Origin of the sequence: Methylovorus sp. MM2, assembly GCF_001648895.1 — a bacterium.
In the GTDB taxonomy this organism is placed as follows: Bacteria; Pseudomonadota; Gammaproteobacteria; order Burkholderiales; family Methylophilaceae; genus MM1.
In genome coordinates, this window is the sequence record NZ_LXUF01000011.1 from 250,589 (window position 1) to 271,510 (window position 20,922).

General features: G+C 43.7%; 29 protein-coding genes. 18 read left to right on the forward strand and 11 right to left on the reverse strand.

Going from position 1 to position 20,922, the window contains the following annotated elements; translation table 11 throughout:
* Nucleotides 1-34 precede the first annotated feature (34 nt).
* Entirely contained in the window at nt 35-829 is a 795-nt protein-coding gene (locus A7981_RS08860) for an SDR family oxidoreductase (protein WP_067267175.1), read from the reverse strand.
* Between the two features lie 40 nt (nt 830-869).
* On the reverse strand, nt 870-1,166 hold the full coding sequence (locus tag A7981_RS08865; protein ID WP_067267177.1) for a hypothetical protein: 297 nt from the start codon (nt 1,164-1,166) through the stop codon (nt 870-872).
* Nucleotides 1,167-1,359: 193 nt separating this feature from the next.
* Between A7981_RS08865 and A7981_RS08870 the strand changes: the two genes are divergently transcribed.
* The 5 genes from A7981_RS08870 (at nt 1,360) to A7981_RS08890 (ending at nt 5,697) form a co-directional block, all read left to right on the forward strand.
* Nucleotides 1,360-1,971: a TetR/AcrR family transcriptional regulator gene (locus tag A7981_RS08870; protein ID WP_067267179.1), complete on the forward strand. Its 612-nt coding sequence runs from the start codon at nt 1,360-1,362 to the stop codon at nt 1,969-1,971.
* A gap of 5 nt (nt 1,972-1,976) precedes the next feature.
* Nucleotides 1,977-3,164 carry an MFS transporter gene (locus A7981_RS08875; protein WP_067267181.1) on the forward strand — a complete coding sequence of 396 codons (1,188 nt, stop codon included), beginning with the start codon at nt 1,977-1,979 and terminating at the stop codon, nt 3,162-3,164.
* 191 nt (nt 3,165-3,355) lie between these two features.
* Complete coding sequence (locus A7981_RS08880; RefSeq protein WP_067267183.1) at nt 3,356-3,892, forward strand: peroxiredoxin; 537 nt, start codon at nt 3,356-3,358, stop codon at nt 3,890-3,892.
* Between the two features lie 10 nt (nt 3,893-3,902).
* Nucleotides 3,903-5,327, forward strand: a complete 1,425-nt coding sequence (gene gor / locus A7981_RS08885) for a glutathione-disulfide reductase (protein WP_082889287.1) — start codon at nt 3,903-3,905, stop codon at nt 5,325-5,327.
* Nucleotides 5,328-5,451: 124 nt separating this feature from the next.
* Complete coding sequence (locus A7981_RS08890; RefSeq protein WP_067267185.1) at nt 5,452-5,697, forward strand: hypothetical protein; 246 nt, start codon at nt 5,452-5,454, stop codon at nt 5,695-5,697.
* Nucleotides 5,698-5,872: 175 nt separating this feature from the next.
* Here A7981_RS08890 and A7981_RS08895 read toward each other — a convergent pair whose 3' ends face one another.
* The 4 genes from A7981_RS08895 to A7981_RS08910 form a co-directional block, all read right to left on the reverse strand.
* A complete protein-coding gene (locus A7981_RS08895; RefSeq protein ID WP_067267187.1) occupies nt 5,873-6,184 on the reverse strand; it encodes a hypothetical protein in 312 nt (103 codons plus the stop codon).
* 375 nt (nt 6,185-6,559) lie between these two features.
* Nucleotides 6,560-6,943 carry a hypothetical protein gene (locus tag A7981_RS08900; RefSeq protein ID WP_131800956.1) on the reverse strand — a complete coding sequence of 128 codons (384 nt, stop codon included), beginning with the start codon at nt 6,941-6,943 and terminating at the stop codon, nt 6,560-6,562.
* 18 nt (nt 6,944-6,961) lie between these two features.
* Nucleotides 6,962-7,531 (reverse strand): RHS repeat-associated core domain-containing protein, encoded by a 570-nt coding sequence (locus A7981_RS08905; RefSeq protein WP_165595550.1) that lies wholly within the window; start codon nt 7,529-7,531, stop codon nt 6,962-6,964.
* A gap of 27 nt (nt 7,532-7,558) precedes the next feature.
* Nucleotides 7,559-8,548: a transglutaminase family protein gene (locus tag A7981_RS08910; protein WP_165595551.1), complete on the reverse strand. Its 990-nt coding sequence runs from the start codon at nt 8,546-8,548 to the stop codon at nt 7,559-7,561.
* A gap of 370 nt (nt 8,549-8,918) precedes the next feature.
* Here A7981_RS08910 and A7981_RS12410 point away from each other — a divergent pair, with 370 nt between their 5' ends.
* A complete protein-coding gene (locus tag A7981_RS12410) occupies nt 8,919-9,116 on the forward strand; it encodes a DUF1508 domain-containing protein (protein WP_131800957.1) in 198 nt (65 codons plus the stop codon).
* 36 nt (nt 9,117-9,152) lie between these two features.
* On the opposite strand, the gene A7981_RS12145 is transcribed toward A7981_RS12410, so the two are convergent.
* Genes A7981_RS12145 through A7981_RS08915 form a run of 3 tightly spaced genes read right to left on the reverse strand, consistent with a single transcriptional unit; the run spans nt 9,153 to nt 9,742 of the window.
* The gene (locus tag A7981_RS12145) at nt 9,153-9,320 is read right to left on the reverse strand and encodes a hypothetical protein (protein WP_165595552.1); all 168 of its coding nucleotides are present in this window, start codon (nt 9,318-9,320) and stop codon (nt 9,153-9,155) included.
* Nucleotides 9,317-9,484: a DUF2158 domain-containing protein gene (locus A7981_RS12025; protein ID WP_165595553.1), complete on the reverse strand. Its 168-nt coding sequence runs from the start codon at nt 9,482-9,484 to the stop codon at nt 9,317-9,319. The genes A7981_RS12145 and A7981_RS12025 overlap by 4 nt, the downstream gene beginning before the upstream one ends.
* Nucleotides 9,485-9,544: 60 nt before the next feature.
* On the reverse strand, nt 9,545-9,742 hold the full coding sequence (locus A7981_RS08915; protein WP_067267197.1) for a hypothetical protein: 198 nt from the start codon (nt 9,740-9,742) through the stop codon (nt 9,545-9,547).
* A 168-nt stretch (nt 9,743-9,910) separates the two neighbouring features.
* On the opposite strand from A7981_RS08915, the gene A7981_RS12150 reads away from it, so the two are divergent.
* Together A7981_RS12150 and A7981_RS08920 are read left to right on the forward strand one after the other, a co-directional pair.
* On the forward strand, nt 9,911-10,048 hold the full coding sequence (locus tag A7981_RS12150) for a hypothetical protein (protein ID WP_165595554.1): 138 nt from the start codon (nt 9,911-9,913) through the stop codon (nt 10,046-10,048).
* A gap of 231 nt (nt 10,049-10,279) precedes the next feature.
* On the forward strand, nt 10,280-11,161 hold the full coding sequence (locus A7981_RS08920) for a beta-1,6-N-acetylglucosaminyltransferase (protein WP_067267199.1): 882 nt from the start codon (nt 10,280-10,282) through the stop codon (nt 11,159-11,161).
* A 101-nt stretch (nt 11,162-11,262) separates the two neighbouring features.
* Here A7981_RS08920 and A7981_RS08925 read toward each other — a convergent pair whose 3' ends face one another.
* Nucleotides 11,263-11,745: an MgtC/SapB family protein gene (locus tag A7981_RS08925; protein ID WP_067267201.1), complete on the reverse strand. Its 483-nt coding sequence runs from the start codon at nt 11,743-11,745 to the stop codon at nt 11,263-11,265.
* Nucleotides 11,746-11,779: 34 nt separating this feature from the next.
* Between A7981_RS08925 and A7981_RS08930 the strand changes: the two genes are divergently transcribed.
* The 9 genes from A7981_RS08930 to A7981_RS08970 all read left to right on the forward strand — a co-directional run bounded on the left by A7981_RS08930 (nt 11,780) and on the right by A7981_RS08970 (nt 18,940).
* Nucleotides 11,780-11,962, forward strand: coding sequence for a hypothetical protein (locus A7981_RS08930; protein ID WP_067267204.1), 183 nt, complete (start codon nt 11,780-11,782; stop codon nt 11,960-11,962).
* Nucleotides 11,963-12,226: 264 nt separating this feature from the next.
* Nucleotides 12,227-13,264 carry a MoxR family ATPase gene (locus A7981_RS08935; RefSeq protein WP_067267206.1) on the forward strand — a complete coding sequence of 346 codons (1,038 nt, stop codon included), beginning with the start codon at nt 12,227-12,229 and terminating at the stop codon, nt 13,262-13,264.
* Nucleotides 13,265-13,269: 5 nt separating this feature from the next.
* A complete protein-coding gene (locus A7981_RS08940; protein WP_067267208.1) occupies nt 13,270-14,133 on the forward strand; it encodes a DUF58 domain-containing protein in 864 nt (287 codons plus the stop codon).
* Nucleotides 14,134-14,141: 8 nt separating this feature from the next.
* Nucleotides 14,142-15,047 carry a nonribosomal peptide synthetase MxaA gene (locus tag A7981_RS08945; RefSeq protein WP_131800959.1) on the forward strand — a complete coding sequence of 302 codons (906 nt, stop codon included), beginning with the start codon at nt 14,142-14,144 and terminating at the stop codon, nt 15,045-15,047.
* The gene (locus A7981_RS08950; protein WP_067267212.1) at nt 15,047-16,027 is read left to right on the forward strand and encodes a VWA domain-containing protein; all 981 of its coding nucleotides are present in this window, start codon (nt 15,047-15,049) and stop codon (nt 16,025-16,027) included. The genes A7981_RS08945 and A7981_RS08950 overlap by 1 nt, the downstream gene beginning before the upstream one ends.
* A complete protein-coding gene (locus A7981_RS08955) occupies nt 16,012-16,548 on the forward strand; it encodes a hypothetical protein (RefSeq protein ID WP_067267213.1) in 537 nt (178 codons plus the stop codon). The genes A7981_RS08950 and A7981_RS08955 overlap by 16 nt, the downstream gene beginning before the upstream one ends.
* Entirely contained in the window at nt 16,545-17,522 is a 978-nt protein-coding gene (locus A7981_RS08960; protein ID WP_067267215.1) for a VWA domain-containing protein, read from the forward strand. The genes A7981_RS08955 and A7981_RS08960 overlap by 4 nt, the downstream gene beginning before the upstream one ends.
* Nucleotides 17,523-17,617: 95 nt before the next feature.
* Nucleotides 17,618-18,343 (forward strand): hypothetical protein, encoded by a 726-nt coding sequence (locus A7981_RS08965; protein WP_067267217.1) that lies wholly within the window; start codon nt 17,618-17,620, stop codon nt 18,341-18,343.
* Between the two features lie 30 nt (nt 18,344-18,373).
* Nucleotides 18,374-18,940, forward strand: a complete 567-nt coding sequence (locus tag A7981_RS08970) for a TetR/AcrR family transcriptional regulator (RefSeq protein ID WP_067267218.1) — start codon at nt 18,374-18,376, stop codon at nt 18,938-18,940.
* A gap of 11 nt (nt 18,941-18,951) precedes the next feature.
* Here A7981_RS08970 and A7981_RS08975 read toward each other — a convergent pair whose 3' ends face one another.
* Nucleotides 18,952-19,395 (reverse strand): GNAT family N-acetyltransferase, encoded by a 444-nt coding sequence (locus A7981_RS08975; RefSeq protein ID WP_067267220.1) that lies wholly within the window; start codon nt 19,393-19,395, stop codon nt 18,952-18,954.
* Between the two features lie 173 nt (nt 19,396-19,568).
* Between A7981_RS08975 and A7981_RS08980 the strand changes: the two genes are divergently transcribed.
* The gene (locus tag A7981_RS08980) at nt 19,569-20,870 is read left to right on the forward strand and encodes a homocitrate synthase (protein ID WP_082889288.1); all 1,302 of its coding nucleotides are present in this window, start codon (nt 19,569-19,571) and stop codon (nt 20,868-20,870) included.
* Nucleotides 20,871-20,922 lie beyond the last annotated feature (52 nt).

Consider the following 20,922-nt stretch of genomic DNA (forward strand, 5'->3'; position numbering starts at 1 on the left):
CCAGAAAAATCCCGAGACGGATGCGTATTGTTGATTAGTTGAGGTAACGGCTAGCGGGAACAGCACGGGAAAGATTGGGCGTTAATACTTTACGGGCGGCATCTAATGCCTCCCACTCTTTGATGTCAGGCAAGGATGGGATTGTGATCAATTCGCCCTTATCGAAACCAGCAAGTGACGCATCAACCAAGTTTTCAGGCGTCATCACGATCTGGCTTGGCAGGTTATGGACTGGCAGACCTGATTTATCCCAGAAAGGCGTATCGATCGCGCCGGGAAGTACTGCCTGAACCTTGATGCCTTTATCACTAAGCTCGTGATGCATCGATTGCGTAAAATTCACGACGTAGGCTTTTGAACCACTATATGCACCATTCAACATCTCAGGCGCCAGTGCAACGATAGAGGCGATGTTGATCACCACACCATTACCACGTGCCACAAAACCTGGAACCACTGCACTTGAAAGTCTGGTTAAGGCAGTGACATTCAAGTAAATCATCTTTTCCAGATCGTCAGGGTCTGCATCGATCAGTTTTGCCGTAGCGCCTAATCCCGCGTTATTCACCAGCAATGAAATGGATTCATCACTACGCAAGCGTGCTTCAACTAAATGAAGATCTGCCTTTGCAGTTAGATCTGCTGAAATGATCTCTACACGATTGGCATATTTGGCTTTAATCGCATCTGCAACCGATTGCAGTTTGCTCTTATCTCGAGCGACCAAGATCAAGTCATAACCACGTTTTGCCAGTCGATCTGCATATACAGCGCCGATACCTGTAGATGCCCCAGTGATTAATGCTGTTCCTTTATTTGCTGTCGTCATTTTCTGCTCCTTATATATCGTTGATTAAAAGTGCTGCTGATTAATTAAACTGTGATGTGAATGAGTCCGCTGTCGCCTTACCTGAACTCCGCACCTCTGCTGTCACACGTTCATATCCACCAAAAATCGATGCGCCGAACACACCGAGAGATGCATCTGCGTCACGTTTATCGTTGGAGACGGCAGTGCTTTCTGTGCCGCTATTTGCTGGTTGCCATTTACCAAGAATGGTGCGGTTCACAAAATCTTGCTCAAACGTCGAGTCTTGCGCCAAAGCCGCAGTGCTCAGTGTTGCTGCTGTAAGAAGCAAAGCTGCTAATAGAGTGTTCTTTTTCATGATTAATACCTTTCGCTAATAAATAAACTAAAAAATCGTGGTTACAAGATCGTCCGCTTTGCTTGAAACTTACTTCTTGGAAACGAATAATAATGTAATATGAGTTACATTATTAACAAGCGATTTGCATTTGTCAACGAATTTATGTAATCTTTGTTATATTATTTTAGCAACAGAGAATTAAGGAGTTTTTATGCCCCCCGCAGGAAGACCAAGAACATTCGATAGAGATGCCGCCCTGACGAGAGCCATGCATGTCTTTTGGGAAAAAGGCTTTGAAGGTACGACGATGGCTGATCTCGTCAAGACGATCGGAGTAAAAGCGCCCAGCGTCTACGCAGCCTTTGGCAATAAGGACGCTATATTTAAAGAAGCTGTAGCCCTTTATAACGGCCTAGTTGCAGAAGGCCCTTTGAAAGAATTAAAGGCATCCACTATCTATGAAGCGGTCAAAAACTCACTACATAAGAATGTAGAGTTCTTTACCAACCCAGCTACTCCATCGAGCTGCCTAGTCATGAGTGCCGCAATCAACTGCGCACCTGAGAACAAGGGCCATGTCGATGATTTACGCCAGAATCGGGCATATTACAAAGATGCCTTCCGGCAAAGATTCGAACTAGCGATTAAAGATGGGCAACTGCTTGATGGTGCTGATGCAAAGTCACTAGCTGAGTATTTCACTACATTTGTACAAGGTATGGCGATTAGGGCCAAAGATGGTTCTACGAAATCAGATTTGATGACCTCTTGCGGATTCGCCTTGAGTGGTCTGGTGCCATTATTAAGAGATGCTGAAAAGTGAATCTTATGAAGTGGCGTCTTCCATCCTCCATCGCTTTTCCTGTACTAGCGCTGGTGCTATTTGGATACTTTTTTGCGGCGAGCGCGCCTTCTCCAGCGTTCGTCGTTCTTCAACATGAATGGCATTTCTCGGAATCACTATTAACCATCGCCTTCGGTGTCTATGCGATCGCCTTGTTGCTGTCTTTATTGATTGCCGGATCCTTATCAGATTTCATCGGTCGCCGACCGGTGATCTTTGTCGCACTCATCATTCAGGCCATTGCGATGGTAATGTTTTTATTGGCGGATAACATTATCAGCCTGATCGAGGCACGTATCGTACAAGGTGTTGCCACAGGGATTGCAAGCGGCGCTTTAGCGGCGGCTGTTGTTGAAGCCGCCCCTGAACATCAAAAACGATTTGGCGCCATGATCAGCAGCGTCTCGCCTTTGGCAGGTCTTGCCGTTGGTGCGTTTATCTCCGGCCTAGCCTTAAAAGAAATCGTACACCCTATAGACTGGGTGTTTGGCGCCTTGGCGTTTTTGTTCTCTGTCGGCGCAGTGGTGATGATATTCACCCCTGAAAGTGTGACCAAACGAGCGGGCGCATTAGCTTCTATGGTGCCGCACATCTTTATTCCTATCGTGGCGCGTACCGAATTCTTACGCGGCACCCCTGTTCTCATCACAACATGGGCAATGGGCGGGCTATATCTGGCTTTAGTGCCTTCTATGATTATCGATATATACGGTATAGAAAATGGCATCATCAATGGCTTAGCCATCACGACCTTGGCCGGAGTAGGCGCAATAGCCCCATCATTATTAAAGAAATTCGAGCCAGCTAAGGCTGCCATCATTGGCATGTGTGCAGTCATCACGGGTGTGCTACTGATCTTGATTTCGTTGGCATCACGATCACTTGCGCTATTTTTCTTAGCGACAGCAGTCAGTGGTATCGGATTCGGTGGTGCGTTTTCTGCCATCATTCAAGCATTGGCACCTATCGTTCAAAAGCATGAGCGGGCTGAACTGTTTGCCGCTATCTTCATAGTAAGCTACATTGCGTTGAGTGTGCCTGCGATGCTCGCAGGGTATTTAGTCAAGTCATTGGGGCTATTATGTACACTACAAGGATATCTGATGATATTGTTGATCACTGGAACGATAGGCATTTATCTACAGAGAAAGTCTCTGCAAAAACTTCCCTAGAGCATCAACCCTCTTAATTGCCACGGCATTATCATTTTATAAATCGTGACACTCAAAATGATAAGTAAAAATTATTGATATAATTTGAACAATTGATTTTTATAATAGATATTTCTTCTTTAGTATTACACCTGTGTTCCAGAACAAAACGTTCTAACCCATACTGCATGACTAACTAGAGGAAATATAAAATGACTACGACTGTTCCAACTAATGTTCCAGATATCATCTTTAAAACACGCGTTCGCGATGAGACTGTTGAAGGCCAAAACCCGTTCCGTTGGCAAGATGTAACGACTGATGACGTATTCAAAGGTAAGAAAATTGTCATCGTCGCTTTGCCAGGTGCGTTTACGCCAACCTGTTCAAGCACTCACTTGCCTGGCTTTGATGCAAAATATGATGAATTCAAGGCGCAAGGTGTTGATGAAATCTACTGCATCAGCGTAAACGATGCATTTACGATGTTCCAATGGGGTAAGCATCTTGGCGTTCAACATGTAAAAATGTTGCCTGATGGTAATGGTGAATTTACTCGCAAGATGGGCATGTTGGTCAAGAAAGAAAACCTTGGTTTTGGTGATCGTTCATGGCGCTATTCAATGTTGGTTGATGATAAAAAGATCATTAAGGTATTCGCAGAAGCAGGCAAGAGCGATAACCACCCTGAAGATCCTTTTGAAGTCAGCGATGTTGATACCATCTTGAATTTCATCAAACAAAAATAAGCACGAATCAATGAACGGTGTGGCATCCGTCGCACCGTTCATTGAATACCAAACGACTTTTCAGAATATAGAGCGAGAGATTAAAGTGGCAGACTACGATTATGATTTATTTGTGATTGGCGCAGGTTCGGGCGGTGTGCGTGCTGCACGCACTGCGGCTGGCCTAGGCGTTCGCGTTGCCGTTGCTGAAGATCGCTATTTTGGCGGCACCTGTGTCAACGTAGGCTGTGTGCCGAAAAAACTCTATGTCTATGCATCACAATTTAAAGATAGCTTTACGGCATCCGCTGGCTTTGGGTGGAAGCTTGGCGCTCAGGAATTCGACTGGTCCAAATTAGTTGCCAACAAAACCAAAGAGATCGATCGCTTACAAGGCGTCTATGATCGCTTATTGCAAGAAAGCGGCGTGACGATCATCAATGGTCGAGCCACAATCGTCGATGCGCATACAGTGATTGTGAATGATAAGAAATTCACGGCTTCACGCATATTAGTTGCAACTGGCGGCTGGCCATTTGTACCAGACATCATTGGTAAAGAGCATGCCATTACCTCGAATGAGGTATTCAATCTCCCTGCATTACCTAAACGCTTGGTCATCGTCGGTGGTGGTTATATTGCTGTGGAGTTTGCAGGCATATTGAATGGTCTTGGTGTCGAGGTATCGGTGCTTGAGCGCTCAGCTAAAGTATTAAATGGATTCGATGAAGATATACGCGAATTCTTGATAGAAGAAATGACCAAAAAAGGCGTCAACTTCTACTTCAATACCAATGTTGACCGCATCAGCAAGATTGAGGCTGGTTATATCGTCCATACGGCTGAAGGTCGGGATATTGAAACCGATTTGGTGATGTTTGCGACAGGTCGGGTGCCAAACACAAAAGGCATTGGCCTTGAAGCATTGGGGGTCGAGCTTGACCGTGTAGGTGCAGTGAAGGTGAATGATGATTACCAGACCAACGTACCATCAATCTATGCATTAGGCGATGTCACTAACCGTGTGAATTTAACACCTGTAGCAACAGCTGAAGCCATGGCATTCGTGAAAAAGTTATATGCGAATACGGTAGCAAAAGTCGACTATGACAACATACCGACCGCTGTATTCAGTCAGCCCAACATCGCAAGCGTTGGATTAACTGAAGAAAATGCCCGTGCAAAATATGATGATATTGACATCTACAAAACAGTTTTCAGGCCTTTGAAAAATACCTTAGCTGGTATTAATGAAAGGACGATGATGAAGATGATCGTTGTACGCAGTAGCGATAAAGTCGTCGGCATGCATATGGTTGGCCCGGATGCTGGCGAGATCATCCAAGGCATGGCGGTAGCGATTCGCGCAGGTGCTACAAAATCAGTATTCGACTCGACCATCGGGATACACCCGACGGCAGCTGAAGAGTTTGTCACCATGAGAAAGCCCGTTTAACGACATCTGATCTTACAAGGTGGATAATCCTGATTGCGATACGACTGTCATCAAATCGTAATAATCGCATCAGGATTATCAGTTAGACTGCATGGAAGCAGTCCATTGAATACAGGAGCTCTAAATGAAAACCAGTAATCCGACATATTTGGAGAAAGTGGCAACGCTGTCAGCAGATGAGCAGGAGCGTTTAATGTCGCGCATGGCAGGCAAGCTGCCGCGACGCCTTCAGAAAGACAAGCTAACAAAAGAAGAAGCCTTGGCCATTCAGTTAGAGATTGAAGATGACCAGCTACAGGAGTGGCGCGAAAAGATGCATTCGATCAGCGCTAAAACAAAATCAGAAGAAAAAACCAAATCTAAAAAATAATCTTTTTAATTGCGTACTCTAGAGTAATGAAACCACCCCTTCCAATCCAAAGTAGCCATTAGTTCTATTGAAAGTTGCCCCCTGTACCAAGGGATTGCCCAAAGTAAACGCTGATTGGATGTCTGTTGTCGACCCAAAGCAGACACTCATGAGGTCTAAAGGCTAGCAGAATACTTTAAGGCCATATGAATATAGATCCATTTGCTAAAGTAAGTTCCAGCGCTTCTGGACTAGTAAAGTCTTCATCCTTGAGACCAATATTTATGTGCTGCCCATTAGAAAAGCTGATGGTTATTATCTCAGGCATTTCGGTTACTTCTTTTACTTTCAAGCCTTTAAACTTAGAAATACTTTGATCTTTCTCACTTACGGCAAATCGATTATTAATATTTAGTATTGATTTATTATCAAAATGTAGCTGCACATAGTCATGTAGCTTTTCAGCTTGTTCCACTGTGGTATTAATAAGACTCTCCAGCAATTTCATATTTATTCCAAAGAAAAATGATTCTGGCTATTGGGAAGAGCTCGACCTGTATATGGGTCAACGCCTTGGCCTGAAGAGTTTTCGTATTTAATGTAACCTTTTGGATAATCTGAGTTAGCACCTTTTAGAGGTGCCGGATTCATTTTGCAAAATCTTATTTTTTAAAGAATTTGATTTCACACCAAATTATTAAGGCTAAGACCATCAATAGCCAAGGTAAACGTACAATTGAAAAAAACATTAATTGCCAGTCCCATTGAGTTTCATAGCCTTGCAAGTCGGGGGAGATCAATACCGTTGTAACATATAAGTAAGCATAAATTATGGTGATTAGAATCCAAGCTAGGGTTGTTAAAACAATTGTTTTTATCTGACTTATGGATGAACAGAACAAGAGCTATATCTACGCATAATTGAATTCAATTTGGGTTCACTAATAACTAAATCACCCTGCTCAAGCACGCCATTAGCATCTATTAATAATGATCTTCCATTTTCTATTATTTTCACACGCACTGTATTTGAATCAAACTTTATGGAACTAGCTTTGGATGAAGATTTTATAGCTGTCGTTAAGCCCATAGACTTTAATTTGCATGGCTTCACACTATTTTCGATGTCGAATGCAGGCTCATAGGGGTAAGTCTCTAGTTCCATATGCAATGGGATAAAGTAAACCAGATTCTTCTCTTTACCCATGACTGCAAAAGGCATGCAAAGCATAATGAAAATTAAGATTAAATAATTGGTTCTAATCATTACGGAGGTTTTATTGAGTTAAGGGTAAGTAGTGCGGGCAGGTTCGCCTAGATACTCACGTATAGGATTCTCATTCTGGATAACGTTATCCATTCTACCAACCCCAACGTCTTCTGTTCCCGTTGCCATATGGCCAATCTCATGCCCGAGTATTGATGAAGTAGAAGCTGGCAAAGGGCCTTTGGTCGTATTAACTATGGGATGAGCGGATGGGTCGATATAAAGAGTATTGGTATAGCGATCTCTGTAAGCTGGTTGACCTGTCAACGGGCCATACCTTGTATCAGTAATCGTATAATCAGTAGTAGATTTCTCAAGCGTCTCGCATAACTGTCTCCCTCTAGGGGTATTACGAACCTTGTTGTATGCATTTTTAAGTTTATTTGAAGAATTTTGATTGCCAGGGAAAGTGACTCTTAATCCATCAGGATCAACGTAACTTACTGGATTACCTTCCACGTAAGTATATGTATTCACACCACCATCGAGCCCAATCGGGTCAGATTCGATATAGCGAGCCGAGGAAAGGCTGCTATAACTCAAGAGAGTAATGAACAACAGATTCAGTACTAATTTAAATAGACGCACATCCATCCCCTTATTCTTGTTTGTTGCTTATTGATGCTTCCCTACCCGTTGCAAATAACTTTCATCATCGGCTTGCGAAGGTTCACGCCAGCCTAGTGTTTCAGCCTGTTGAAACCAATACTGGTTATTGTGTGCAAGCGACTCAAAAGCTGCACGTTGTTCCAGTGGTATCAGATTGGGCGTTGGATACTTACTTACATAACGCTCTTTTACCAGTCGACCGCTTGCCGTTCCCTTTAACACCATGGCATCGACTGATTTAGGAGCATATTCCAATACTAAGTCAGTGACGTCAATGACCTTTTCATATTCCTGTGTATCCATATAGTGCTCTGCCAATGTGAAAGTCATCGTAGCGACTGTTTCCTTCTTGCTTAGTGCTCTTAGATAGACGCCATTGGCAATGGCTTGATCTGTCATCGGATTGTTTTGGCGATACCATATATCTCTTGCTGGCTTGGCCCCACTGGTGGCTTCAATATTGATTAGGTTACCTGATGGATCACGATATTTGACAAGTATATGCTGAGGGGCATTTGCTGCTGTGACATCAAGCCCAAGCCGTTGCCCCAGAATAATGAACAGCAGCGGCATAGAAACACAATTGCCTTTGCGTGAGGCTATGTAGTTAATTAATAGTTTAGTACCGAGTCTGGTACCCAATGGATCATCAAAGTCATAGTTATATGCTCGATTGCTATTCCAAGAACCAGCATAATAGATGTAGGTTCGTAATGCATTCAGCTTGTCTTCATCGGTGGCATTGGCGGGAAGCATGCTACGTATGGTTGAAACCATAGAATCAATGGTCTTCAGGTTGACTCTGATATCGATTGAAGGATCGATGGTCTTATCAATAACCAGTTTTGCCCGGGCGAGATCGATCTTGTTGTCGGGGAGTTGGAGAATTGAGCGAAGAGGCTTTAGATCAAGAGGTGCATTATCTGCAAACGCCAAACCACAGCTACAAAGACAAATGAGCAAAAAAGCCTTACAGATTAGTTTGATTAATGTCATGGTCATCCACTCTCTAATACAACCTCAGTATAACCAGAAGAAATAGAAATGCATAAACAGCCAGAGACTGCTATTGGCCGTTTTCAGCCACTTCCTCAAAACAAAATTTAAGGCTGCTTTACCTTTAATCATTTGATCAATATTGTATTGTCTACTCTGGACTAAATGGCGAGGTTAGTTGAAATACTCATTTATCACTTCACTACAAGCAATACCTTGTCAAATCTGGCGAATAATTCCATTTTCAAATAATTGGTAATGTCTGTTCGTTATTAACTCTGCGTTTTCAAATTTAATTTTCCTTGTATTTATCTATGTAAGGTACATAGTGCGAATAAGCGATCATGCTTTTTTATCGGGGAAGATAAAAATGTCGGAAGCAACATACCCGTGTTATTGGCAAAAAGAGGATAGTCGAGGCTATTGGTTTTGGGTTTTCTATTCTAAGAAAGGAAACGAAATCGCCAGAAGTAGCAAGAGTTACGAAACAAGAGCGGATTGTGAATTTACGATCAATCTTCTTCAGAACTCATCCAAAGTACCGATATTTTTTGAAAAAGATGCTTAAAAATCTAAGCGGATCACGAGACTATTGCTGACTTAGTTATGCACTAGATGCGCTTAACGGTTTTATGTAATCAAAAGGCAACAGCTCCTCTACATCTTGGCTGTTTTTACAAAGTGCTTCCGTCTCTGTCATCTTGATAATGACCATAGGCAAGCCGCCATATACATGGATCACGTGATCGCCGACTTTGAACTCTCTAATCATCGTACATACAAGATAAGTGCTTCGTCCAGATATCGTGCATGCCGCACATTGTCATACTCATCCAGCCATTTGCATAATACTGAACCATCGATGGTTTCTGCCACCCGCATAGGGATTCCACCATGTTTTATTTCTACCAGATCACCATCTTCAAACTTGTTCATTAACATGCTCCTAAAGGTGACTTTATTATTATTGTGAGAAATACTGAAAGAAAAATACCACTATTTTTCTTTTGCAAAGACGATAGGTGATTTAGCCGATTTTTGAAGCTGGTCGATCGTAATCAGACAATCTGATTGGCTGGCATAGCTTCTACTACTTCTTGCCACTTCGGCCCCATTGCTTGAGTAGTAGACCCAAAACGAATCACCTTTGAAATCCTGCTTCACCGAATAACATGGATTGACTTGCTCTGACATTTTTCAAATTCTCGAATAAAGCAACATAGCCTTCTTCACTATGGCCTTTATCTGATGAAACACAAGGGTTATTAAATTTATCTCAAGCTGCACTACTTGAAATGAATCCGGTGAGTTAGCGATTTAAAGAGTATGCTGGTTTCTTGACCCCATCATTTGGAGCGATTCATGAGTAAAGAACAGAAGAGCAATAAAATGGATAAGAAGAAACCGCTAAAAACAGCTAAAGAGAAGAAAGCTGCAAAAAAGGCCAAAGATGAACCAAAACCTTTTACGCTGAGCAAAACAAATGATAAAGCGGGTTAAAACTCTAACCCCTGCATGCAGGATGAGCAAATAAGTTACATAAACAGCATCTAGCCGAAATCGAATCCGTCCACATTGAAGTGACTAAGTATTGAATCCTTAGTGACTGTCCCCGCCTTAAATAGCCACACTGCTTTTCCCCCTTCATCAACATTTACGTAGTCTTGGCTAAATACTTACGCTATTTGGTGAGTTTCTTATACAAGCACGTAAGCCACCGGAAAGCTATATATGATCGCTTATTTCATCTTGGTACATCGCTACCCAAATCAATTCAAAAGGCTATTTAAAGCCATATACGACCCTACGAACCATTATCTTATCCATGTGGATAAAAGATCAGGGTCTGAGTTGGCGATCGAAGTGCGTGAATTTTTGGTCGACTACCCTAATGTATCCATATTAGAGAGCAAGAAAATGCTCTGGGGTGGCTACAGCTTGGTCGATGCAGAATTAAGAGGCATCAAGCATTTATTGAAGATGGGATTGGAGTGGGATTTCTTTATCAATCTGAGCGGGCAGGATTTTCCATTAAAGACACAGTCTTATATAAAGCATTTTTTGAGCAAAAACATTGGCAGTGACTTTCTGAAGATTGCTGATCAGAACAAGATTCGCCCCGATACACTTCACCGCATAGAAGATTATGTCACCGAGCATGAAAATGAGATCACAACGAGCACCCCAGTGCAGAAACGACCATTTCTTTCAGGGGTAACGCCTTATATTGGCAATCAGTGGATGATTCTCAGCAGAAGTTTTTGCGAGTTTCTGACCAATAGTCAAGAAGTCGATCGATTCAGGGAGTTCTATCGAAATACGCTCATCGCAGATGAGGGTTTCTTTCAAACAGTCATCATGAATACAAGCTATTTACCCACAATAATCAATGATGACAAAAGAGCGATTGATTGGATACCTATGGGAACAATCAAATTGCGCCCAAGAGATTTTGTATCGGAAGATGCTGTCGATCTATTATCGAGCAAAGATCTATTCGCACGAAAATTCGATGAGTCGATTGATGGAAATATACTGACAACGCTTGAAGAATACCTATTACAAAAACCTGATGCGGCTATCGGCAGAAAACTGGTAGCGAACACTATTTAATCTCATGCCATCAAGGTGCTAGGGCACATGGTGTCTTTCACAGATTCTACGTTAGCGTAAATCAAGCGTTACGTAGAGTCACGCCCTTGCCATTCAACTCATTAAGCATCATTACCCTCGATGCGCTCTTTTCTTAGCTTGCGCTCCAAAGTCCGCTCAAGGCGTCCACCGAAAATCAATATGATGAATAACAAAGTGATAGAAATGCCTATCAATACCCAATAACCCAAGCCGCATAAAGCACCTAGCACGGCACAAACCCAGATAGTGGCAGCGGTTGTCAAACCTGAAACATGGCCTTGGGTATCTCTCATGATAACCCCTGCCCCTAGGAAACCAATGCCTGTGAGAATACCCTGCATAACACGACTAATGGCATCGATATTGGCATCTGCGCCACTACCTGATATATCTATCACCGCCATCGTAGCTAGTGCGGCGCCCAATGTCACAATCGCATGCGTGCGCATACCCGCGGTTTTATGATGCAAATCTCTATTCAATCCCAATAGTGCGCCAACGATCACTGCAACTAAAGGGCGCATGATGGTTTCTAACAGAGGTAACTGATCAATATTAAGCATGTAACCACTCTCAAAATAATATGGAGACAACGAAATGCAACAGACCGATAAAGACCGTATTTACAGTGAGCATCTAGAAGCGCTAAATCAGCATAAAGCTTTGCTGGAAAAGCTGCATGATAATGATGACAGTCTGGATGCCACCCATATTAAGCAATCGCTTGAACGAGTGGCACTCACATTAGAAGAATACTTCAAAATCATTGGAATTCCCTAACCATCCCATTCTTTAAACTTACTAAATAAGCCCGCACCAGCGGGTTTATTTACATTAAGTAGGGAAAAATTCCCAATCCAGGATGATCTTATCTTGATATATTGTAACAAATTGTAATATTTTCCTTGCCGCCCCTCATTCTCTTCTTGTACACTTTCAAAAACTATACAGACCTGTCTGTTTTAACGTACGCGCTTTAATATGCTTTAGTTAATCTGGTTTAGCTGTATTTTTAAACTTTGAATATTTAACGTAGGAAATCTTATGGATACCGCATCAACTGAAGTTCAACTAGCAGACTGGCGCAATCACGCGATCAAGCTTGAAAACGAAGTGAAGAAAGTGATTGTTGGACAGGATAAAGCGATACGCCAGATGAATATTGCCATCTTCGCTCGCGGTCATGTGCTGCTTGAGGGCGGCGTTGGTGTAGGTAAAACCACACTACTTCAATCTTTCGCTCGGGGCATAGGCGGCGCCTATGAACGTATCGAAGGTACGGTTGATCTGATGCCAAACGATTTGGTTTATCACACCTATCTTGGGCCTGATGGTCGCCCTCAAATAGATGAAGGCCCTTTGCTACGCGCAGGCGAGAATCTCTCTGTATTCTTCTTTAATGAGATCAACCGTGCAAGACCACAAGTGCATGCGCTAATGCTGAGAGTGATGGCGGAACGTAATCTGCATGCATTCAAAAAAGAATATCGACTGCCCCACATGACAGTATTTGCTGATCGCAACCAGGTAGAAAAGAACGAAACATTCGAGATACCTTCTGCGGCTCGTGACCGTTTCATGATGGAGATACCAATCGATATTCCTGAAGACCGGGAACTAAGAAAGTCACTCGTATTTAATACAAAATTCCAGCATGCAGAAAACCTGACAAAACAGGTTGAAGAAAACATTCTGCAATTCGATCAGCTGAATCACTTCTCAGAGACGTTGCAAAACCATATCCAATCCACAAATGTCATAGAAGAATATGTGCTTGATCTGTGGGAAGCAACACAAAATCCGGTGAAGTATGGCATCAAGCTGGACAATGTCGATGTGCACCGTCTGATACACGCTGGTGCTAGCCCACGTGGTATGGGCATGTTGCTAAAAGCGGCACGGGTACACGCGTGGCTGATGAATCGTGATAGCGTGTTCCCTGAAGATATCCATGCAGTATTCCATGAGATCATCGCACACAGGCTGGTGTTCAACTCTATGTATGAGAGCCGCCGGACAAGCCTTGCACGTGAACTGACATCGCACATTCTCAGCACTGTCGCTGTGCCTGCAAAAAGCTGACTGTAATGATTCCGTCTTACGTAAAACCTTTTACGTACCATATTCCATGGAAATCCAAGAGCCAACATCTTGGAGAACATCGCGGTACTGAGCGAGGTCTGGGATTTGAGTACAGAGGAAATGTGAATCTACTGGATTATCCAGATGCAAGACGTCTGGACCTGAGGGAGACACTGCGTAATCCTTACGAACAGATTCAAGTCCGACTTTTTAATCAAGACAACACGACACCGATATTCGCGCTATGTGATATGTCGAGCTCCATGCAATTTAAAGGTCGGCATCGTAAATTAGACAAGGCAATGGGCATCGCATCATCTATTGCTTATTCAGCATATCAAGCTAGCGACATCTTCAGTTTCATAGGTTATGACAAACATGTACTGGAGCATATGACTTCGCCTCTTAGTCATCACGTATATGAGGCATTCGATATCATCTCGCAACTGAGTACGCATAAGAAAATGCGTGTTGGGTCAGAAGGTATTCTTGAAGTATCCCAATACTTAAGCCAGAACAAAGGATTGGTATTCTGGATATCGGATTTCCATATGCCACTCACCTTGATCGAACAAGCGCTAAATATGATGTCGCAACACCAAGTAATTCCTATCGTACTTTGGGAAGACCAAGAATATCTGGCACTGCCAAAACTGGGGTTTGGCACGATGATCGACCCTGAGACCGGCATGAATAAAACGATCTTCTTTCGGGATGCGATTCGCGAAAAATTCATCACAGCGTTTGAAGAAAGAAAACAGGCACTAAATAATCTATTTCTCCGCTTTGAGAGTCCTGCACTTTACTTGAATGAAGAATTCACGCCTGAAGCACTCACCCAATATTTTGAACAGTATATGAATCTATGAAGATGCGAATGATAAAAGTAACGATTTTTGTGAGCCTACTGCTGGCTTCACTTCACATCTATGCAGAAGAAGATGCGGTGACTGTCATCAAGATAAGCGACCCAGCACAAAGTACAGGTATTCATATCGGCGATGTGTTGCATCGCTCAATAGCACTTGAGACAAAAGCCCCATACCAAATCGCCAAAGATAGCCTACCCATAAAAGGTACACGGACAAACGGTATCGAACTGGTGGATATCAAGATCAACTCCACAAAATCAGGTAGCAATACTCACTATGTAATCGATCTAAGCTATCAGGTATTTACTCAATCATCAGTGCCTGTCGTGATGCAATTGCCTGCCGAAAACTTTGCCATGACAGGCGGGCCATTAGCCATATCGACCAACCTGCCAACATGGAATTTCTGGTTCTCGCCATTGGTGCAAGGTGGTATCAGTACCGCAAAATCCAATATGCAGCCGCAGCAGAAACCATCATTACTTGATGTTAAGGCGCACCAGCTACGCCTGATATTCTGGGCTCTTTTATGTGTCTTCGGATTATTCGGCATCATCTATGTGAATGCCGATAGGCGATGGCTACCCTTCATGGGCGGCGTATTCGCCCAAGCACATCGCAAGATAAAGCGTCTATCCAGAACCAAGGGGAATGATAAAGAAGCATTAGTCATCCTGCATCAGGCATTCAACCGCGCTTATGGGCAAAACCTGTTCGCACAAGATATTGGATTATTTATAGAAAAGTATCCGCAATTCCATAAGGTAAGAGCCGATATCGAGAATTTCTTTATATATTCCAATGCCTCGCTATTTACGCAAGAGGGGAATACGACTGCACTTACTAAAGAACTACCTAAAGAATTAAGCGTATTCAGCAACCAGCTAAGAAATTGCGAGCGGGGCGTCTGATGACTTTTCTGAATCCATGGGCATTGCTTCTGCTGCCTATCGCATTAGCCCCCATCTGGCTCAAGAGTCATCAAGGCCAGATGTACTCATGGCTTGAGATCATGCCTGAAGATAGATTATCGGACATCATCAATAACGTGATCAAACTGTTCACCGCGATTATTCTCGCAAGCATTGTGATCGCCATCGCGTCGCCACAAGGGCAAGATCAGAAAGTGCAGAAAGTAGGCAAAGGTGCTCAGACGGTAATGGTGATTGACCGTAGTGTGAGTATGGATCACCCTTTTGCGGGCGATTCCACCAGTGGTCGCGCCGCCGAGATCAAGTCAGCCGCTGCGCGACGTTTGATCACCAAATTCATCGACTCAAGACCTGACGACATGATGGGTGTCGTCGCATTCACCAACTCTGCGCTATATGGCATCAAGATCACGACCAATCGCCATGCGATTCACGCGGCGATCAATGCAGCTACCAGTGCAGGTATCAATCAAACTAATATCGGCGCAGGCATTACACAGGCTGTTGTACTGTTTGATGACATTCAAAGTTCTGGTTCAAGAGCGATCATTCTATTATCTGACGGTGCAGGAAAACTCAGCCCGAAAGTAAAAGCAAAGATTCAGGAGCAATTGACCAAAAAGAACCTGAACCTTTATTGGATCGTATTGCGTGAACCCGATGACATCAGCATCTTTTCAAAGAATGAATATGAAGAAGGCATGGCACCTGCAGCGATCGAGTTAGATAAATTCTTCAAGTCGCTCAAAATAAAATACAAGGCTTATGAGGCAGACAACCCAACCGCACTGCAATCCGCAATTCAAGATATCGACGCTAGAGAGAAGAACATCATTCAGTACTCAGTCACCATCCCCGGCCACGACTATTCACGTGATCTGATCATATTGGCTTTGGTATTGAGCATATTCATATTAATCATCAAAAACTTTAAGGTGCACGCATGGAACGCCGCATAAAACGCAAGAACATGATATTGCTGGCGATGCTGATCACGGGTGTCGCAGGAACTGCTTTCGAGAGCTATCAGTTATGGCAGATTGATAAGATAAACCAGCAATTAGCATCAGGTAGTCTGATCACAGACAATCACTATCCTTTTGAGAAGAAATTCATGGAAGCCTACCAACAGGCGAATAATCAGGATTTCAAACATGCCGTACAGTCTTACGGGCAACTGTTGGAGCTTACGACATCGAATAGCCATCAGGCAAAAATACAGTTCAATATCGGTAACACTTTATTCTCATCAGGCCTGAACCGTAGAGTAAATGACGATGGCACGTTGAAAGACGAGGCTAAATACGATCTGTCACAATCAAGGATCGCCTATGAGCAATCATTAAGACTTAACCCTAACAATCGCCCTGCCAAATTCAACCTGAGCCTATTGCTTTCCATGTTGCCAAAAAATATTAGCGAGTTTCAGAAAGAGCAGTCTGGCATGGAACTTAGCAATATCCCTGTTGGCCTACCATGAGAAATCTCACCTCCCTGCTAGAACAACATTATGAATCCGCGCTCTTTCTAGGCGCGATTCTATTGCTATTACTGGCAATCGTTAAGCCGCAGATCCAACTCGAACAAGAGGTTCACAATTACCTGCTTTTAGCCGATGTATCGCAAAGCATGAATGCCGAGGATGTGAAAATCAACGGTAGTAATGTAAGCCGTATGGCATACACACGTCACTTGATGAAGAACGTTGTTAGCACATCTCCCTGCGGCACATATATCAGCGTAGGTGTTTTTGCCGCTGAAGATGTCGCACTGCTTTTCACACCGTTGGAAGTCTGCAGCAACTATGACGTGATCAGCGACGCCATCGACCATCTGGAATGGCGTATGTCGTGGCGCGGCAATAGTCGACTAAGCTTTGGCGTAAAAGCGGCAGCAACCGTATTTGATTCCCTCAATGCACCAGCGCAACTTCTCTTCTTTACAGATGGTGATGAAGCGCCAAAAGTGAATGCCATCAACAAGCTTGACCTGAGCGATGTCCAGATCGGCAAACATGTCATATTCGTAGGCATTGGCGGTCATGAATCCGTGCCTATTCCGAGATACAACTCCAATAACAAATGGGTCGGATATTGGTCATCTGATGCAAAAGAGAACTCTGCCGGTGCAGTCGGTGTTACCTACAGCGATACCAGCCGAGATGATCCTGATCCGGTCGTCGCCTATGCAGAATATGATCGCTACCTCTCGAAACTCGATGATGACTATCTGAAAGAGTTAGCCGACGAGATCAAAGGCAGCTATGTTGAAGGTATCGATAATGCTGAATTCTATGCTTTTGTACAAAAACAGAAACCTGCAGCCAACTTCGTCACTGCGTATTCCGTTCGATGGCTCTATTTATTGCTGGCGGCTCTGTTGATATTAGCAAGCTATATTCCGAACATCATCGCCCTATACAAAATACGATTCAGCCAATTGGATAATTTGTAACTAACATCTGGCATGGATAATATGGCATCAATAAAAAGACAGACCTGTCTTATTCCAGTAAGATATTGTTTGGCAATTAGATTCCGGGTTAACAAATGCATGCCTTAACATTCACCGTAGGTGGTGTTAAACAGAAAATAACACTTACTGGAAAATCGGCTTTTGAGCGCCTGCAATCATTAACAGATTGGGTACAGCAGGAGTCATTGCAAGCGGGCAATTCCGCAGGCAAGCAATACAAACTGAATAAAGAGAATATTGCGTTGTTAAGGCAGGCAATCCTCTCAGAGATTATAGATTCGGGGGTCGCGAACACAGAAGCAGCCACCGACCAGATACTATTTTTGATGATTGGGGCCTTCACGTATAAATCTGCAAAAGAAGCAGAAGACACATGGGGCTATGTCCGGCTAGCGATTGATAAACTGCTAGCTCCGGCAAAAGTAAGTCCACGCTTTAACAAACGCTGGATAGCTGCGACTAGCCTGCCTGTTTTTCTGTTATTGATGATCTCGCTCTTTGTTTGGCGGTCTCAAACGCACAGCATGATCCACATGAACGCAGGGCTGGAGCAGGATATTCCGATTGATATTGCAGGCCCTGCGGCATTAAGCGGTATTTATGATATCTACCTGAAGATGCGGGATGGTACGTGCCAGATACCACAAGCGATGATGTTGCCAGAAGAGCAAAGAGAAGTATTTTTATCATTCATCAATGACGGGCAGATCGATATTAAAGACATAGACCAATTGAAAATCGCCCTAGCGCATGTGAATTGCCTTTATCCGCAGCGATTGATGTACCGACCTTTATATTGATAAGCGTCGATCTATGCAAAGGAGTATGAAATGAGCATCTTAAATATGAGATCAAAGATTTTGGCAGTAGCCTCTGGACTGTTTGAGGAGAGAGGCATCCATGCATCGGGTGTCGATACGATCATCGCTGAATCAGGTATCGCAAAAGCAACCTTATATAAACACTTCCCTAGTAAGAACCAGTTGATCATGGCTTTTCTACAAGACAAGTCTGAGAAATTCTATGCATGGCTGGATGGCAAGTTGTCCAGTAAGAATGTTTCGCCTCGCGAAAGCCTGATAGAGCTTTGTGAGCTCATTGAACAATGGCTATCAAACCCTGATTCTCATGGCCTGCCTTTTCATATCGCTTCGGTTGAATTCCCTGCGCCAGAGCACCCCGTGAACCAATATTCCGTGACATTAGCGAAAGAGTTGCAGGCATATCTTGCAAAGATGGCTACCAATGCGGGCGTTAAAGATGCTGAAACTTTAAGTCAGCAACTCACGATCATCTTTGAAGGTGCGGCTTTAGTAGAACGACTCAGCCCTGGCAGTGGCGCTGCAAAACGCGCCAAAGAAGCGGCACTCACATTAGTTCGCGCTTCAGTAAAATAAGTCAGACACACCTAAAGTTTCAAACGCATCGGCACCATGGCTGATAAGGTAAAGCCATGTCTTTCATAAAACCGCTGTGCTGATTCATTGATACGATCAGTCAACAACGTGATCCTTTTGCATCCCTTTGCACGGGCATGCTCGATGGCTCCTTCAAGCAATCGTGAACCTAATCCAGCCCCTCTTGCATCAGGTAAGATCACCATGTCTTCCATCATGGCGACTTTCTCTCCCAATGCCGTAGATACGATATATAAAAGATTCACCATGCCCAGAATGACATCCTGATCTTTTATCACCAGAATATCCCCGACCTCTTCCCCCTCCATGATTTGGAAAAGACCACGGGCTTGTACATCAGCATTAGGAGAGAACTCTTCCTCCTGTCCGAAAAGCAAGCCAAGAAGGATAACTAATTGTGGGATATCGTCTTTTGTCGCAAGTGCGATATGCATAAATAATCCCCGATTGCAGACTGCATTCTTTAAATTTGCTTAAATATTATGTCATTATTAGTATATGGACATGGCTTACGCTACGCATTGAAATAAAAATAAAACCCATATAAGAAAATTCGATTTTCAAGCAAGTTTAGACTAGTGCTGTAACACAAGGGGGAATGATTAAAATGACATCGCCATTGCAGAGTGCCGTAGAAGATCCTTACGAAATCCTTGCCCGTGCTCAAGAAAAAATAGACAAGCTTCGCAACATCAAGCCATACCTGATCGATCTTTCATTGCGAGAAAATCCAGTCGGTTCACGGATAGGCCAAACCATCGCTGACAAACGATTTATCCTGCCAAGGGTTCGCGCCTTCGGGTTCGAGAATATATTGCTGGGTACCCTCGATTATTCAATGCCCGATGCGTTAGAGGTCGATGATGACTTCATGATGGAGCTTCGGGACCAAGGAGATAAGATGAAAGGCTGTTTTGCTTTCACTGACATTGGTCTTGTTGAAACTGAAGGTTGCCTTGAGGTATTTACGCCCTCTCCATCCCAAGTCAAGCTGAAAAACTACAAAGTTCCCAATACCATGCATGAGATCTACCTCAGCGATGCAGGCATGGATAATCAGTACACACTGGAAACCTTACGTATAAGTATACCTAAGAGCATCGAATGGCTAAATGACAACATCATTGGCGATGACGGTGGAAAACCTCGAATTATCATCAATATTGTCGATGGTTGCGACGCATTTGCCGAAAACCCTGCGCGGACATTCTCAATCTTGAGTTTACTTGCCGAGCAACCGATTGAAGGCATCAGCATTGAGGATGATAGAGGTACTTATATGCCTTTTCAGGTAGGTGCCTTCGTCGCTGCGGCGCGTACCATCATACCCAAAGAGATGAAACTGCTTGTGCATATGCATGCCGGGGGTGGCTTTGAAAACGCTTCCGTCATCGAAGCCTTACTGAATGGTGCGGATGGCGTATGGGGCGGCTTACCTAAGCGCGCAGCGATCATCGGCCATGCTTCATTGGGCGAGCTGATTGCCAATCTGGTACGTGTTGGCAATGAACATATGAAAGATTATCAACTTGAGAACCTGCTCACGCTGGCAACCACTTTTCAAGAGATTGATGACGATGAGCCTGTGCCGGATGACCTACCGATATTGGGCCATAATGCCTATCGCTTGCCCTTAAGTTTTTTTAGGCAAACGGCAGACAGGTTCATGGATCTGCCACCGGAGGCGATTGGCGGCAAATACCGCTATCGTATCTGCCCTGTAGTTAGCGACACGGCAGTGATTGCCGGTCGACTGGCAGAAGTGACAGGTAACCCAGCAACAGACTACAGTGAGGACGTGCTGAAACAGATGATTCGCCTGATGCGTCAAGACTTGCGGGATGGAACACGCATCGACTATGACGAACCTGATGAACTTTTAGAACTGCTTGCCCGCGCCTCAAAATAGTCGGATATGTAAGCAATTACCCATAAAGTCATGCAAGTGGAACATTTAATGC

Excerpts from the sequence above, each read along its gene's own strand:
- A7981_RS12150 (WP_165595554.1), top strand. The coding sequence starts at position 9,911 with ATGAGTAAAGAACAGAAGAGCAATAAAATGGATAAGAAGAAACCGCTA.
- A7981_RS08895 (WP_067267187.1), bottom strand. The coding sequence starts at position 6,184 with ATGAAATTGCTGGAGAGTCTTATTAATACCACAGTGGAACAAGCTGAA.
- A7981_RS08875 (WP_067267181.1), top strand. The coding sequence starts at position 1,977 with ATGAAGTGGCGTCTTCCATCCTCCATCGCTTTTCCTGTACTAGCGCTG.
- A7981_RS08965 (WP_067267217.1), top strand. The coding sequence starts at position 17,618 with ATGCATGCCTTAACATTCACCGTAGGTGGTGTTAAACAGAAAATAACA.
- A7981_RS08925 (WP_067267201.1), bottom strand. The coding sequence starts at position 11,745 with ATGCTTAATATTGATCAGTTACCTCTGTTAGAAACCATCATGCGCCCT.
- A7981_RS08880 (WP_067267183.1), top strand. The coding sequence starts at position 3,356 with ATGACTACGACTGTTCCAACTAATGTTCCAGATATCATCTTTAAAACA.
- A7981_RS08950 (WP_067267212.1), top strand. The coding sequence starts at position 15,047 with ATGACTTTTCTGAATCCATGGGCATTGCTTCTGCTGCCTATCGCATTA.
- A7981_RS08955 (WP_067267213.1), top strand. The coding sequence starts at position 16,012 with ATGGAACGCCGCATAAAACGCAAGAACATGATATTGCTGGCGATGCTG.
- A7981_RS08890 (WP_067267185.1), top strand. The coding sequence starts at position 5,452 with ATGAAAACCAGTAATCCGACATATTTGGAGAAAGTGGCAACGCTGTCA.
- A7981_RS12145 (WP_165595552.1), bottom strand. The coding sequence starts at position 9,320 with ATGATTAGAGAGTTCAAAGTCGGCGATCACGTGATCCATGTATATGGC.
- A7981_RS08975 (WP_067267220.1), bottom strand. The coding sequence starts at position 19,395 with ATGCATATCGCACTTGCGACAAAAGACGATATCCCACAATTAGTTATC.
- A7981_RS08900 (WP_131800956.1), bottom strand. The coding sequence starts at position 6,943 with ATGATTAGAACCAATTATTTAATCTTAATTTTCATTATGCTTTGCATG.
- A7981_RS08860 (WP_067267175.1), bottom strand. The coding sequence starts at position 829 with ATGACGACAGCAAATAAAGGAACAGCATTAATCACTGGGGCATCTACA.
- A7981_RS08910 (WP_165595551.1), bottom strand. The coding sequence starts at position 8,548 with ATGACATTAATCAAACTAATCTGTAAGGCTTTTTTGCTCATTTGTCTT.
- A7981_RS08915 (WP_067267197.1), bottom strand. The coding sequence starts at position 9,742 with ATGTCAGAGCAAGTCAATCCATGTTATTCGGTGAAGCAGGATTTCAAA.
- A7981_RS08870 (WP_067267179.1), top strand. The coding sequence starts at position 1,360 with ATGCCCCCCGCAGGAAGACCAAGAACATTCGATAGAGATGCCGCCCTG.
- A7981_RS08940 (WP_067267208.1), top strand. The coding sequence starts at position 13,270 with ATGATTCCGTCTTACGTAAAACCTTTTACGTACCATATTCCATGGAAA.
- A7981_RS08865 (WP_067267177.1), bottom strand. The coding sequence starts at position 1,166 with ATGAAAAAGAACACTCTATTAGCAGCTTTGCTTCTTACAGCAGCAACA.
- A7981_RS12410 (WP_131800957.1), top strand. The coding sequence starts at position 8,919 with ATGTCGGAAGCAACATACCCGTGTTATTGGCAAAAAGAGGATAGTCGA.
- A7981_RS08935 (WP_067267206.1), top strand. The coding sequence starts at position 12,227 with ATGGATACCGCATCAACTGAAGTTCAACTAGCAGACTGGCGCAATCAC.
- A7981_RS08920 (WP_067267199.1), top strand. The coding sequence starts at position 10,280 with ATGATCGCTTATTTCATCTTGGTACATCGCTACCCAAATCAATTCAAA.
- gor (WP_082889287.1), top strand. The coding sequence starts at position 3,903 with ATGAACGGTGTGGCATCCGTCGCACCGTTCATTGAATACCAAACGACT.
- A7981_RS08945 (WP_131800959.1), top strand. The coding sequence starts at position 14,142 with ATGATAAAAGTAACGATTTTTGTGAGCCTACTGCTGGCTTCACTTCAC.
- A7981_RS08980 (WP_082889288.1), top strand. The coding sequence starts at position 19,569 with ATGACATCGCCATTGCAGAGTGCCGTAGAAGATCCTTACGAAATCCTT.
- A7981_RS08930 (WP_067267204.1), top strand. The coding sequence starts at position 11,780 with ATGCAACAGACCGATAAAGACCGTATTTACAGTGAGCATCTAGAAGCG.
- A7981_RS08970 (WP_067267218.1), top strand. The coding sequence starts at position 18,374 with ATGAGCATCTTAAATATGAGATCAAAGATTTTGGCAGTAGCCTCTGGA.
- A7981_RS12025 (WP_165595553.1), bottom strand. The coding sequence starts at position 9,484 with ATGAACAAGTTTGAAGATGGTGATCTGGTAGAAATAAAACATGGTGGA.
- A7981_RS08960 (WP_067267215.1), top strand. The coding sequence starts at position 16,545 with ATGAGAAATCTCACCTCCCTGCTAGAACAACATTATGAATCCGCGCTC.